Raw genomic sequence first — 13,111 nt, forward strand, 5'->3', positions numbered from 1 at the left:
GAGCGACCGCACTGAGCCCAAATTGACCGATGTTGCACGATGTCCCAACGACAGAAATGCGCAGAAAGCGGACTTTGCATATTTTATGAGAACCGCACGAAATTACCTTTCACGAAGTGACGAACACGCTGCCACACAATCAGGCAAACCTGCCGTTCGCAGGTTTCCAACAGAATCTCTGTGCGGAACCCGGAATTGCTTTAAGGTTGCGTAAACACCGTTGGTTCCTCACGTGAGACGAAGTTATCCAAAACAAGATTGAAAGTGAATTGAATGAAACGCCTGTTTCCATCTCTGCCCGAGAACGCAACACTGGGAAGTGTTTATCAAGCCTTTCCGGACAAGCTTTCTCCGCTTTGTGCGTACGAAAGCTTGGTGATGAGGGGAGAGAGCGACCTATCGGTCGCCCAACGTGAATTGATTGCAGCCTATGTCTCGGGCTTGAATGCTTGTGCCTATTGCCATGGCGCACACATCGTTTTCGCCAAAGCCTATGGCGTTGAGGTCGAGACAATCGAGGCACTGATGGAAGACCGCGATACGGCGCCCATCGAGGATCATCTTAAACCGTTACTAGCATACATTGAAAAGCTCACCGTCTCGCCATCACGAATGACGGAAGCCGATGCAAAAGCGGTCTACGCCGCAGGCTGGTCGGAGAGTGCGTTGTTTGATGCTATCCAAGTGTGCGGTGTCTTTAATCTCGTGAACCGCTTCATAGAAGGAACAGGTGTTCAAAGTCCTGGCAACGACCCAAGACAAGCGGACGAGGCCACTTTAAACCGATGCCGCAGCGACACCTTCTATACCGATTTCGGCCGGGAGAATGGCCTCGACATCCCTTGAATTGATGTTGTTCTAAAGTTCGAGCCGCCGCGAAAAGCTGGGACAATAAAGCGGCAGAAGCGTCCTTACGTCCCGAGGTTAACCAATTCGTCGATACCAGTCGGCACCTTCAGTTATTTTGGTAGATCCATGTTCAAGCCTTAATGATCCGCTCTGCTTTTCGTAGATAACCCATTTTCTGATAAGGTTTGGAGACTTGTGGGCTTTGTAAGGGGGGAGAGTTGCTTAAGTTTGACGCGGAGACAACGAGATTACTTGAAATCGCCTATCAAGGAGCTGAATTGACGCGGCGAAGACAAGCTTCATTTGATGCGCTGTGCCCGGCTCCCGGTGAAACTATTTTGGACATCGGTTGTGGCAACGGGATGTTAACAGCGGAGTTGGCCCGCGCAGTTGGCTCGGATGGCTATGTCATCGGGATCGACCCAAGCGAGGATATGACAGCAGCCGCAAGAGAACGATGCAGCAACTACGCAAACGTGGAGTTTCGTGCTGGTGCCGCAAATAGCTTACCTATTGAAGATGAGAGTGCTGACAAGGCCGTCTCGGTACAGGTCTTTGAGTACATCGAAGACGTAGACGGTGCATTGGCTGACATGCTGCGGTGCGTCAAACCCGGCGGGCGCCTCGTCATCAGCGATCTACACTTTGGTAGCTTGATTTGGTTCAGCGGCGAGCCTGACAGAATGCAAAAGATGCTGACATCCTGGAACCAGCACTTTGTGAGTGGTTCCGTTCCGGAAAGACTGCCTGCACTAATAAAGGCCCGCGGTGACCACGTGGAAGATGTCTTGTCGTTCACAATGACAGATCACCAGCTAAGGCCTGATGGTCTCGCAATCATGATGATGCACCTCATGAAGCAATACGCTGTCGCAAATGACCATGTTGATCCCAACATAGCGCAATCGTGGTTCGACGAGCAGCTCAGCCTTGCAAAAGTTGGACGCTTCTTTTTTTCGATGACCCAATTTATCGTCGTGGTGCGTAGAAAGGGGTGATCAAGCGAAGTAACTCGGCCTAGTTTCTTCCACGGGCTTCTTGAAAGTCGCGGTTCAAGAGACCACGACTGGTGTAACAATCGCCCTAATTGGTTCTGCAATTCTTTTGTCCGTACTTAATTGTCGTCGGTGAAGCCCCAAGGAAGTGCCAGACGTGCAGGCATTGATCAGACGTTCGAACGACCGCAGCAATAGAAACCTTATGTGGCGAGCCCAAAGATACTCTTGAAGATGACAACGGGATGTCAAACTGATCGCCGCGCCCAAGTCGCTGCAAACTGCCTTAACTCCGATATGCCATCACGTGGTGCATGACCAGGTTAAGAACTTCAACATCGTTCTGGTTAAATGTCTGGTATCGGAATTTGACCGTTCCCCGGTCTGGCTTCGAACGTGATGGTGTAATTGCCTCAACCGTGACGCACACGCTGATCGTGTCACCAGCATACACCGGAGCCAGCCACCGTACATCGTCCATACCATGTCCACCCAGGTTGGTGCCGGTAAGTACACCAGTGTCGCGGAACAACCTGAAAGTAAGCGCTATTGTCTGAAATCCACTGGCGATGAGATCACCGAAAATCGACTCTGCGGCAGCCACTTTGTTAACGTGGAAGGGCTGCGGGTCATGAACCAGTGCGAAGTCAATAATCGCTCCCTCGGTCAGCGTAACGCCACCGGTTTCGAAGGTTTCGCCAACCGACAAATCGTCGATGTATTTTCCGCTGGCCATGGCAAAAGTATAGTTTGATGCACTCTCAACCGTCAACGCGGAGCCACGCTCGGCAGCCACTAATGCCGCATTGTCATTCGACCATGGTAAAGATCGTAATTGAGAACTGAGCCAGTGGTCGTTCACCTATGCCGCGGCGACAAAAAGGTGCGCTTCTTGAGGTACGTGCAATACGCTTTCTTTGTCATATTTAGACAAAGCGTCTGCTACCTCTTCCACGACCTTGTTGGTGACGTCAGCACCTGCATCCCTAAGATCAGTTTCGATTGGCAGCGCCATGATTTGCGCACGAAGATCAATAAATCTTCGCTCTAGTACCAACGGCTCGTAACGAGCTATCTCGAAGCTTGCATCGACCAATAAGTTCGAAATGATGTCCCCATCTCGAAACGAAAAAGGCGCTCTGGCCTTTGTTGCAGCATCTGTTCCAACATGCCGTTCGAGAGCTTTTGCAAGCGCTCCATTGAAGGGCGACACTGCACGCCAACATGTCAAAAATAGCTGACCGTGATTGCGCAAGATCCGATGAACTTCCTGCAACGCGGCGGATTTGTCGGGGAAGAACTGAAGCCCCTGTTGTATGAAGGCATAGTCAAACGTAGCATCTCCGAAAGGTAACTCGGTTACATCTGCTGCATACCACTCGAGCACATGACGACAATCCGGCTGATTGGACTGCGCGACCTCAATCATGGTTTCGTTCAGATCTACGCCAACAACCCGGCCTTCGCCCGTCAGTTTCCTTGCAATCTCTCGCGTCAAAGCCCCGGTGCCGCATGCGATGTCGATAACACAAGTGCCGCTTCGAAGCCGAACCTTCTGCATTGTTGCTTCAGCCAATGGGCCGAACATCGCAGGCACACTATGGTTGTTGTACTTCTGCGCAGCCTCTTTGGTCAGCCGGAAATTGTCCGTCATCAAAATATCCTCCTAGCGACGCGTCAATAATTGGACCACCCAAAGTGACCCAAAATCGTAGTCTCACGAGGTTTCAACCGGAAGGCTCTCATCGGCGCTCCACTCAGCCCATGAACCATCGTACAGGCGGGACTTTTCGAACCCCATTTGGCGCAGCGCAAGGAGCCCACAAGAAGCAGCTATGCCACGGCCGCAATAGGCGATGACCTCATCGTCAGTTTGAATTCCCTTGTCCTGATAGTGCTTGAGAAGCTTGGAATGATCCGCCAACTTGAATGAACCACGTTCCTTTAGTTTAGCTGCACGTTCAGCAATGGGTATGTGTGCCAAATCCGGATCGATGTTCGATATCGCCGGTATGTTGACGGCACTTGGGATGTGTCCCGAGCGACCTCCCCATGTGTGAACTCCGTCGCCTCGGAAGAGGTCGTTTGGTAGAAAGTCCACAATTCTGACTCCGGGCTTATCCATCGCATCCAAGACATCAGCTTTGCGGGCAATCCAATTGCTCTGCACTGTTGGTTCAAAGTCACCATGCTCAACGGTTAGATCGCCAGTTTCAGTGGGCCGACCTTCGAGTTTCCATTGCTGCAAGCCGCCGTCCAAGACCTGCACGTTTTTATGGCCATAGTGCGAAAGTGCCCACCAAAGACGCGCAGACGCCAATGGAAGCCCGGAGTCATCGTAGACCACGACATGACTGTCGTTAGAAACACCCAACTCGCGCATCTTTTTCCCAAAATCCGCTGGCTCGAGCAACATATCGGGAGTGTTCTGAGTGCTGTCTGCAAGCTCTGTCGACATACCAACATACACTGCGCCAGGAATGTGCTCGGCTTGGAACTCGCTCCTATCGTCATAGGCCACGCCCTTGCCGTTTTCCTCCCTAAACTTCCAGCGAACATCAATGATGCGTAGTTTCGGTTCAGTCAGGTTATATGCCAACCAAGCCGTATCAATGAGTGGGCGAGTTTGGGTTGTCATACCTACGTTCTCCTCTAACCGGACGCGGGTCGAGCCGTATGCAATAATCCCCAAAATTGCTTTCGGAGTCCAATTTTGGGAAATCGGGATTTGATGAAGCAACAATGTTTGAACGGCATTTTGATGATTTCATGAGACTTGCGAAAAGAACGGATGCAGAAATCATGGCACCTCGTAATGTCGATTTCCTTTGACTCGTTTAAGTCTAAGCATGCTCATATAGCTCACTGACGGACTGGTTTGGTAAAGACAGTGGAAGGTTTGGATGCTTGAAGATCGGTACGGAAGCCCGCTAACGACCACATCACAAACTGCGCGAGACGCCTACGTTGAAGGCATCGACCGATTTCTGGGTGCTTTTGATGATGTTGAAGAAGCTTACCGTTCTGCAATGCAGGCAGATGATAGCTTTGCCATGCCCCATGTTGGGCTTGCGCGCTACCTTGTTACTGTCGGGCGTGCACAAGATGCAAAGCGTGAAATAGCCGTCGCAAAGGAACTGTCGCATGGCGTCAGCCCGCGCGAAGCCGCCCAGATCGACATTATCAGCGATCTCATTGAGGGGCGTGCACCGCAGGCCTACAGGCGCATCCGAGATCACGTCACAGACCATCCGCGAGATATTTTGCTTGCTCAGACATGTACCAGCGTATTTGGCTTAATAGGGTTTTCAGGTCAGGCTGGACGCGAGGCGGAGCAGCTTGCGTACACAACCCTGTTGAAGCCACACTATGGCGACGACTGGTGGTTTCTCTGCCAGCATGCATTTGCCCAGATGGAGGCCGGACAGATCGGCCCGGCCGCGGAAAACATCGAGCGCGCGCTTGAGTTGAAGCCAGACAGCGCACACAGTGCACATGTCAGGGCCCATCTCTACTATGAGAACGGGGAGACGGACGCTGGCTACGCTTATCTGCGCGAATTCTGGCAAGACTATCCCTTCACAGCGTATCTGCACTGCCATCTCAGCTGGCACGTCGCTCTGTGGGCGCTTGAGAGCGGCGATGTGGCAGGTATGTGGAAGCTGTTCGATGATTATGTTTCCCCCGACCGACCTCCTGCGCCACCACTGAACGTTCTGACTGATAGTGTGGCAATTGTTCACCGCGCCTTTTTGACTGGCGAGCAAATTCCTCAGGAGCGTTGGCAACAACTCAGCGACTATGCTGTTCAGTTCTTTCCTTCACCTGGCTTGGCTTTTGCGGATGTTCACGCTGCTCTTGCGCATGCGATGGCTGGAAACAGAGAGCGTCTGGAAACAACCATTGACGGCGCAAAGGGACCCGCGGGCCCCACCGTTGCTTCGGTCGCAGGCGCATTCCGTGCGTTGGCGGATGGAAATGCGGATGAAGCGATTGAGAAATTCGTCAGGGTCATGTCTGAGCACGAACGCCTTGGTGGTAGCCGGGCGCAACGCGACATTATTGAGTTTTCATTGGCCCATGCTCTGGCAATTTCAGGACAATCGAATGAAGCTCGACGCATTCTCAACATGCATCGACCGCATACCTCTCACGACCATGCAGTTGCCACGCTAGAAGGATAGGGTGCCCGCATTTTTGACGCCCGCAATGAGCGCAAATTACACGTTTTCAACGCCACTTAGAACGGAGGCTGTCGCACGACGTTACCAAGCCCCAAAAGTGATAGTTGGCGGAAAAGACCAATCTGACTGCTAACATCAGCTTTCTCAAAAGCCCGTCTTAGGATTGTGCGAGCGGTGTTTGTGGTCTTGTCGGTGGGCTACTGTGGAGGGATTGGACGGCGCGTCACTCACGCGGCCAACAAGCTGATCAGTCGCCCAGAAGAGTGCTTCGATCTAATGGAACTCAAATAAGACGGGTCTATGCCTTGGATCGGCTTTGATGTCGCTAGTATCGAGAAACAACCCATTGTGGTAATCTCCTACCTTTAATTTGGGGGTTATTGTGATGGAATACTATGATCTCGGTAGCTACAGCCGAAAGATCACAACCTCGTCGGACGAAGCCCAGCTTTGGTTTGATCGTGGTTTGGCTTGGACTTACGCGTACAACCACGAAGAAGCGATTGTTTGCTTTCAGAATGCCGTGGCTGCGGATCCAAATTGCGCAATGGCGCACTGGGGCATCGCGTATTGTATTGGGCCGAACTACAACAAGCCCTGGGAAACATTCGAAGAAGACGAGAAGCCTGACTGTATCGCCTTGGCGAAAGCGTCAATCCAGGCTGCTGCGTCGTTAAAGGACCGGCTGACGCCTGTTGAACGCGCGCTAATCGATGCCATTCCAGCGCGTTATCCATCCTCATCGGATATTGAGGATTTCAGCCCGTGGAATGATGCCTTCGCTGATGCGATGCGAAAGGTTCACTCCGAATTCGATCAGGACCTGGACGTGTCTGCGATTCTGGCCGAGTCGCTCATGAACCGGACACCTTGGCAGCTTTGGGATTTGCCGACCGGAAAGCCCGCCGAAGGGGCCGATACGCTCGAGGCAATATCCGTGCTCGAAAATGCGTTCGATACACTTTACGGAGCATGGGAGCACGCAGGACTATTGCACATGTACATTCACCTGATGGAAATGTCGCCCCATCCCGAACGGGCACTGCGTCACGGCGATGTGCTCAGCACGCTGGTGCCCGAGGCCGGGCATTTGTTGCACATGCCGACCCATATCGACGTGTTGTGCGGAGACTACATGAACGTGGTACTGCGCAATCACAAAGCCATATTGGCAGATCGCAAGTTTCTGAAGCGCGAAGGCCCTGACAATTTCTATTCCGTCTATCGGTGCCACAACTATCACTTTAAAATATACGGTGCGATGTTCTTGGGGCAACCATCGGCAGCAATCGAAGCCGCCGATGAGCTGATCGACACCTTGCCGTCAGACACTCTTCGGCCGATGGCGGACTGGTTTGAAGGCTTCATACCAATGAAGCAACATGTGCTGATCAGGTTTGGTCGCTGGCAGGATATTCTCAATCAGGATCTGCCAGAGGATGAAGAGCTTTACAGCGTGACCATTGCCATGATGCGGTACGCAAGGACGGTTGCCTTGGCCAACCTACACAGGGTCGCCGAAGCCGAGAGTGAAAAAGCCATGTTCTATGATGCTCTGGCCAGAGTTCCTGAGACCCGAATGCTGTTCAACAACACATGCCAGGACATTCTGAAGGTCGCTGAGCAAATGATGCTGGGTGAGCTGGCCTATCACGCAGGAGAGTATGAGACGGCCTTTGACCATCTGCGAAAGTCAGTCGAGATCGACGACAACTTGCCATACGACGAGCCCTGGGGCTGGATGCAACCCACCCGTCATGCGCTGGGTGCTCTTCTTCTTGAACAGGGCCAGATGGAGGAAGCCGAAGCTGTTTACCGTGCAGACCTTGGCCTGGATGCAACGCTTAGTCGGGCCTGTCAGCATCCGGGTAACGTCTGGAGCCTGCATGGCCTGCACGAATGTCTCACCAGGCGCGGTGAAACGGTCGAAGCCGCCCACATCAAGCTACAACTGGACAAGGCCACTGCCCGCGCAGAGGTGCCGATCAAGGCATCGTGTTATTGCAGGCAGAAGGCTTTGGCCGCCGAGTAATCACTGATCAACAGCAATGGCCGGGCTATTTGCGAGGCCCGCTTCTGCCCTAGACCGGGACTCGTTTAACTTCGTTGATGGCAACCGTCTGGGCGACCACAAGACTGCCAAGCATCGCTTGGATGCCGTTTTGCGGTAAATCAACCGCATGGTAGCATTGCGTAAGATTTGCAGTCGGGGGGCAACATGGTCTTAACATTCGCACAAATGGAAGCTCAGGAAATATCCAAAGCAAATCCGATTTCAGCAACTGACGCGCTGGCAGTACTGATCGAAGACCCCAACGCACTTGTGGTGGACGTGAGGGATAGCGCTGAAATGGCGGCCACAGGTATCAGCCCCAGAGCAATTCCGGCTCCTGGTCGCGCCGTCGCTTGGATGGCAGACCTTGAAAGTGAATACAGATCTCAAGAGTTACAGGATCGTGGAAGGCGAATTTTCACCACCTGTGGCGGCGCTCCTAGTTACCGAGGCGCGGCAGCGGCAAATGTATTGACTGCGATGGGTTTTCAAAACGTGCAGTTCATCGATGGAGGGATGGCGGCTCTGATCGCAGCGGGCTCCTCTACAAAGCAGCCTTAAAAAAGGCGAAACCAACGGTGTTGAGCAAACAGAGCAGAGGGGTAAATAGATACGTCTCAGCTTCCAGAGTTGTGTCTCGATACGACTTGCGACTGAGATTTAAGCCAGTTGACGAACACCTTAGCCTCTGGGCGCTGAAATTCTGCTTGAGTCTGGATGTAGTAGACGCCGAAGAGAGGCTCAGAGAACAATTCAATCATCCGGCCAGATGACAGATCGTCCTCGAAAAAAGCTCTGGCAGAATACGTGATACCGTCACCCCGGCGAACCGCAGTCATGATCAGGTTCCCCGGCATGTGATTGATCGTCAATGGCTCGAGAGGTACGACCCCATGATAGGTGAACCAGTCGGCCGCCTCGTTGGTGCCCAGTTCCTGTAACCAGGGCAGCTTCGTTAAAGATGCCGGGTCACGCAGGTCTTGGTCTCTCACCAATGAAGGTGCTCCGATCACGACCATGTCGGAGACAAGAACAGTATCCTCCTCTTTTCTCGGCATGCGTCTGTCGTGATACCGAATGGCGACATCGATGCCGCCGGGGCGTATCTGAACCAGTTCCGAAGTTGGGTTTAGCATCAAAGTGATCTCTGGATGTTCACGTTGAAACTCTGCCATTCTCGGCAATAGCCACTCCACCGCGAATGCTGGTGACATTGTCACTTGAACGGGGCGCTGCGCTGTGTGTTCTGCCAGTCGTTCGACACCCCTTCCAATAATTTCAAAGCCGATACCCAGTTCACGCGCAAGAATGATGCCTGGCTCTGTCAATTCAATGCTGCGCCCACGTTTAGCAACAAGAGCTATACCCAAGTGCCTTTCCAACGATTTCACCTGCTGGCTGACAGCCGCTTGGGTCACGTTCAAGTGTTCAGCCGCCACGGTGTAACTCCCTGCTTCCGCAACTGCTGAGAAAGCGCGCAAAGCGTTCATCGGGGGAAGGTGCAGCCAGTCCATGCTGTAGATTTTCTAATATTTGGTTAGACTATTTGAGTCGCATGATATCGACATTCTTGACACTATTAACAGTGAAATCTGCTCAGATATTACGAAGTATTGGAGCGGATGCTTTAGTACCGATGTCAACCTAGCCGCATGCCAGGAGATCTTGATACGATGGAAAAACTTCAAGGTGGATGTTACTGTGGTGCTGTTCGTTACCAGATCGCGACACCACCTGTCTGGTCGGGACATTGCCATTGCCGTTCATGTCAAATGGCTCTTGGTGGCGCCTTTGCAACTTGGACTAAGGTAGCCGCCGAAGACTTCGCCGTTATCAAAGGCGAAATCCAACACATTGAGAAAACTCCGGGTATTCGCCGCGGGTTTTGTCGGGACTGTGGAACGACGTTGACCTATGCCTCCCTAAATGAAGTTGAGGGCCAAGACTGGAGCGCTGACGCTTGGTTTTCTGCTGTGACGTTGGACGACCCGTCGATTGCGCAGCCCAAGGCCCACGTGTTCGTATCACATCAGCAGCCATGGATAAAACTCGACGACGGGCTGCCGACGTTTCCCGAGTTTTAATCAACTTTCCGAGCGAACTAAGGAGAAAGCGATGAACACTGTTTATTCATATGCCTGCAAGGATTGCGAGGGCATGGAGGCCTGCCCAGGCAAAGTGATCGCAGCGACCAAAGATGAAGTATGGAAACTCATGGAGCTCCACGCGGTGGTTGCCCATGGAGAAGACCCCAGCTCGTGGGATGCCGACACTCGAGAATATCTGGAAACACTGATAAAGCCCGCGTGATCAAATAAATTAAGCTTCAAGTTCCTACGGGTAATCGGCCAAAATTATCAACTTGGTTTGTTTAACCGCGAAGGGCAGCTTTCCTCCGCAGCTGGGAAATTGCTAGGCCCATTTGTGAGTATCCGGTTTGGGCTGCGGCCTACCGCCAAGGCGCCTAGAAGCGCAAGGCCATCACGAACCCAAATCGGAAACGTGTGAGATTGGTTTCCATCACAAACCATCCTGCTACAGCGAAACCCTGCTTCTATTCAGGCAAACCGGCTAGTCGCAAAGACGCACAGTCTTTCTCCAGCCTTTTTCTGTCAGAGAAAAGTTGAGTATTCGCCCAGTCCGATATGGAAAACTGAGGGCGGTATTTCATCACATTCCGTGCTTCATCGCGAGCGGCCTCAAGGTTCTCCGTCTCTACATGGACGATTACGAGGTCGAGGTGACCAAAGCCTTCAACCCTTTGACCATATTCGGTGAATGCTTTCTTGGCTTCCTCGTATTGACCGTCGAGTCGAAGGGCTAAACCCAGAACGCCTGCGTACCAACCTGGATAGTGAGGGTTCAGGGTAATGGCTTGTTGTGCGACTTGGATCGCTTCATTTGCCTGGCCATTGAAAGCTAGGGTGATTGACAGTCTGGCAGCCACGTCAGCGTGGTTTGGATTCAGCGCTAGTGCCTCGTTGAACTTCTCGATAGCCGAAACCAGCTTGCCATCGATTGCATCCGCAAAACCCGCAATAGCGTGAGCCTCTGGGTTGTAGCTGTCTATTTCCAGAGCCCGCTGAGCGCAGTCACGAGCCTCCGCTAGCGCGGCACGCCGGTCAGCAACAAATCCATGTCGTGCTTCGACAGTGCAAATGAATCCCAAAGTACAATACGGAGCCGAGTAACCCGGGTCGAGTGCAATTGCCTGTTGTGCAAATCGGTGAGCGTCGGCCTGAGCTTCCCTGGTAATTCTGCGCGAAGCCTCAACGGCCTTTAGTTGAGCAGTCCACGCGCCTAGGTTATTTGTGCCGGATCCTCTGAAACGAGCCATTTCTCCCGCCAACAGTTCGACTTGAAGCTCGGTTGCAATCCTAAGTGCGATTTCATCCTGAACTTCGAATACATCTTCAATGAGGCGATCATAGCGGTCTGCCCAAATATGCATGCCGGACTTTGCATCGATTAGCTGTGCTGTGATCCTCACCCGGTTACCGCTTTGACGGACACTTCCCTCAAGAACAAGATCGACACCCTGCTCCAGACCGACCTGTTTCACGTCAACGGAGCGACCTTTGTAGACGAATGTAGAGTTACGCGCGACGACCAGTAAATTCGGGAGTTTTGATAAAGTGGTGATGATCTCTTCGGTAATTCCATCTGCAAAAAACTCCTGATCGGGGTCAGAAGAAAGATTATCGAAAGGTAAGACGCCGATTAGCAGAGACTTTGTATGGCTAGCCGGAGTTACTCGCGGTGGGGCAGAACCTGGCGGCGACCATTGGAAAACTTCTATTGGTGACGGCGCGTTCTTAAACTGTCGCTCTCCAGCGCGATAAAATTGCTCAGCGAGGCGCTCGTCAAGGCTGCGATGGACGACATCTGAAATTAACACAGCCCCTTCGTTGGAAGCCTCTTGTAGACGTGCAGACAGATTGATGCCATCGCCGAAAATGTCATCGTCGTCGAATACGACATCTCCAAGATGCACGCCCACTCGTAGTTTCAATGAGGACTGAGTTGACACCTGGCTTTGAAGATCAAGGGCGCATCGTACTGCATCAGATACCGAGTTAAACTCGACTATCCATCCATCACCCATCCTCTTAACGACATTACCTCGATGATCGCTAACCAAAGGATCAAATAACTCTCGACGTAGAACACGAAGTTCGCTGAGAGTCCTATTTTCATCTGCCTTAATCTGGCCTGAGTAGTTTACTACATCGGCCGAGAGTACTGCGGAAAGTCTGCGGTCTCCATTCATGTCTATTGGTAGCGCAAATTACGCTGCTTGGAAAAGACAACATGATTTTCTGAACGTCGCGCATGTCCTAGTGAATGGCTTAGTGCAAAACTGAAAAGCGTGACTGTGAATGTCTGCTTCGGGCTGCCATCAGCCAATCCGCACACCGCAGAGAATGACTATTTCGAGCGTCGATGCAACAATAGCATCAGGCCATGCAAATGAAGCGGTATGTCAATAACCGACGTTCATCCAGAGCAAGAAGTTGGTTCTGAACCATATCGCTGGCGATGTCCCCAAAGAGAATCTGTGTCGTAACAGGCATGGTGCTCTTAGACTTGGGCTTCGAAATTCTCGCCTTAAGCCATTCAGAACTTTCAGTCGTCGAGTCTTCTTCATCCAATACCTTAAAACCCGCATCTTGCAGAAAGCCGACCATTTCTTTCGGGGTTGCGAGATAACTGATCGAGGCGTCCATAGCCCATGGCGTCGGATAAACGACGTCACCACCTTCGCCCTGTAGAATGTCATAAATTCCAAATCGTGCTCCCGGCTTCAGGACACGGTGGGCCTCTTTGTACACCGCAAGCTTGTCCGGGATGTTCATTGCAACGTGGACAGTTACCGCGCCATCAAAACTGCTGTCCGAAAATGAGAGTTTTGTCGCATCTCCCTGAATAAACGTGGTTTGTTCATTGAGACCGACCCAATCGGAAATAGTTTTGGCTGCGTCGCAAAACTCTTGCGTCAGATCTATGCCTGTTACCTTGGCCTTTGCTTC

At 52.2% G+C, this 13,111-nt stretch carries 12 protein-coding genes and 1 pseudogene; 7 read left to right on the forward strand and 6 right to left on the reverse strand.

Going from position 1 to position 13,111, the window contains the following annotated elements:
• Positions 1 to 273 precede the first annotated feature (273 nt).
• Both ACR0NE_RS09035 and ACR0NE_RS09040 read left to right on the forward strand, forming a co-directional pair.
• Positions 274 to 846 carry a peroxidase-related enzyme gene (locus ACR0NE_RS09035; protein ID WP_170594464.1) on the forward strand — a complete coding sequence of 191 codons (573 nt, stop codon included), beginning with the start codon at positions 274 to 276 and terminating at the stop codon, positions 844 to 846.
• A 221-nt stretch (positions 847 to 1,067) separates the two neighbouring features.
• On the forward strand, positions 1,068 to 1,847 hold the full coding sequence (locus ACR0NE_RS09040) for a methyltransferase domain-containing protein (RefSeq protein ID WP_170594466.1): 780 nt from the start codon (positions 1,068 to 1,070) through the stop codon (positions 1,845 to 1,847).
• Positions 1,848 to 2,130: 283 nt separating this feature from the next.
• Here ACR0NE_RS09040 and ACR0NE_RS09045 read toward each other — a convergent pair whose 3' ends face one another.
• The 3 genes from ACR0NE_RS09045 to ACR0NE_RS09055 form a co-directional block, all read right to left on the reverse strand.
• Complete coding sequence (locus ACR0NE_RS09045; protein ID WP_480459590.1) at positions 2,131 to 2,706, reverse strand: MaoC family dehydratase; 576 nt, start codon at positions 2,704 to 2,706, stop codon at positions 2,131 to 2,133.
• Entirely contained in the window at positions 2,707 to 3,432 is a 726-nt protein-coding gene (locus ACR0NE_RS09050; RefSeq protein ID WP_480780087.1) for a class I SAM-dependent methyltransferase, read from the reverse strand.
• A 129-nt stretch (positions 3,433 to 3,561) separates the two neighbouring features.
• Positions 3,562 to 4,482 carry a sulfurtransferase gene (locus ACR0NE_RS09055; RefSeq protein ID WP_170594470.1) on the reverse strand — a complete coding sequence of 307 codons (921 nt, stop codon included), beginning with the start codon at positions 4,480 to 4,482 and terminating at the stop codon, positions 3,562 to 3,564.
• 265 nt (positions 4,483 to 4,747) lie between these two features.
• Between ACR0NE_RS09055 and ACR0NE_RS09060 the strand changes: the two genes are divergently transcribed.
• From ACR0NE_RS09060 to ACR0NE_RS09070, 3 genes are all read left to right on the forward strand, one after another.
• Entirely contained in the window at positions 4,748 to 6,028 is a 1,281-nt protein-coding gene (locus ACR0NE_RS09060; RefSeq protein ID WP_170352231.1) for a tetratricopeptide repeat protein, read from the forward strand.
• Between the two features lie 385 nt (positions 6,029 to 6,413).
• Positions 6,414 to 8,060 carry a tetratricopeptide repeat protein gene (locus tag ACR0NE_RS09065; protein WP_170594472.1) on the forward strand — a complete coding sequence of 549 codons (1,647 nt, stop codon included), beginning with the start codon at positions 6,414 to 6,416 and terminating at the stop codon, positions 8,058 to 8,060.
• A gap of 186 nt (positions 8,061 to 8,246) precedes the next feature.
• On the forward strand, positions 8,247 to 8,642 hold the full coding sequence (locus ACR0NE_RS09070; protein ID WP_170594474.1) for a rhodanese-like domain-containing protein: 396 nt from the start codon (positions 8,247 to 8,249) through the stop codon (positions 8,640 to 8,642).
• 56 nt (positions 8,643 to 8,698) lie between these two features.
• On the opposite strand, the gene ACR0NE_RS09075 is transcribed toward ACR0NE_RS09070, so the two are convergent.
• Complete coding sequence (locus ACR0NE_RS09075) at positions 8,699 to 9,595, reverse strand: LysR family transcriptional regulator (protein WP_170594476.1); 897 nt, start codon at positions 9,593 to 9,595, stop codon at positions 8,699 to 8,701.
• 159 nt (positions 9,596 to 9,754) lie between these two features.
• On the opposite strand from ACR0NE_RS09075, the gene ACR0NE_RS09080 reads away from it, so the two are divergent.
• Entirely contained in the window at positions 9,755 to 10,165 is a 411-nt protein-coding gene (locus ACR0NE_RS09080; protein ID WP_170594478.1) for a GFA family protein, read from the forward strand.
• 31 nt (positions 10,166 to 10,196) lie between these two features.
• Positions 10,197 to 10,391 (forward strand): DUF1059 domain-containing protein, encoded by a 195-nt coding sequence (locus ACR0NE_RS09085; protein ID WP_170352236.1) that lies wholly within the window; start codon positions 10,197 to 10,199, stop codon positions 10,389 to 10,391.
• Between the two features lie 244 nt (positions 10,392 to 10,635).
• Here ACR0NE_RS09085 and ACR0NE_RS09090 read toward each other — a convergent pair whose 3' ends face one another.
• Both ACR0NE_RS09090 and ACR0NE_RS09095 read right to left on the reverse strand, forming a co-directional pair.
• Positions 10,636 to 12,351: an adenylate/guanylate cyclase domain-containing protein gene (locus tag ACR0NE_RS09090; RefSeq protein ID WP_480459592.1), complete on the reverse strand. Its 1,716-nt coding sequence runs from the start codon at positions 12,349 to 12,351 to the stop codon at positions 10,636 to 10,638.
• Between the two features lie 187 nt (positions 12,352 to 12,538).
• A pseudogene (locus ACR0NE_RS09095) lies at positions 12,539 to 13,096 on the reverse strand (class I SAM-dependent methyltransferase); the annotation flags it as partial.
• Between the last annotated feature and the right edge of the window lie 15 nt (positions 13,097 to 13,111).

This window comes from Ruegeria sp. C9, from assembly GCF_056537585.1.